The sequence below is a fragment of the Klebsiella sp. 2019SCSN059 genome (assembly GCF_021739525.1).
In the GTDB taxonomy this organism is placed as follows: Bacteria; Pseudomonadota; Gammaproteobacteria; order Enterobacterales; family Enterobacteriaceae; genus Klebsiella; species Klebsiella quasipneumoniae.
This window is the reverse complement of record NZ_JAKKOM010000167.1, coordinates 1-278: the sequence shown is the minus strand read 5'-3', so window position 1 is coordinate 278 and position 278 is coordinate 1. Positions and strand designations below refer to the sequence as shown.

General features: G+C 50.7%; 1 protein-coding gene. It reads right to left on the bottom strand.

Annotated features, from left to right (window positions below; translation table 11 throughout):
* Positions 1-146, bottom strand: a 146-nt coding sequence (locus tag L2I46_RS29440) for an IS1 family transposase (protein WP_001347370.1), incomplete at its 3' end; no start/stop codon positions are given.
* Positions 147-278 lie beyond the last annotated feature (132 nt).

The following is a 278-nucleotide window of genomic DNA, read 5'->3' as shown; positions in this document are numbered from 1 at the left end:
TGAGAAGCGGTGTAAGTGAACTGCAGTTGCCATGTTTTACGGCAGTGAGAGCAGAGATAGCGCTGATGTCCGGCAGTGCTTTTGCCGTTACGCACCACCCCGTCAGTAGCTGAACAGGAGGGACAGCTGATAGAAACAGAAGCCACTGGAGCACCTCAAAAACACCATCATACACTAAATCAGTAAGTTGGCAGCATCACCCATTTAACGGCAGTCTGCGGGATGAATGCCTGAACATTCACTGGTTTCTGTCGCTGGAAGATGCGCAGGACAAACTC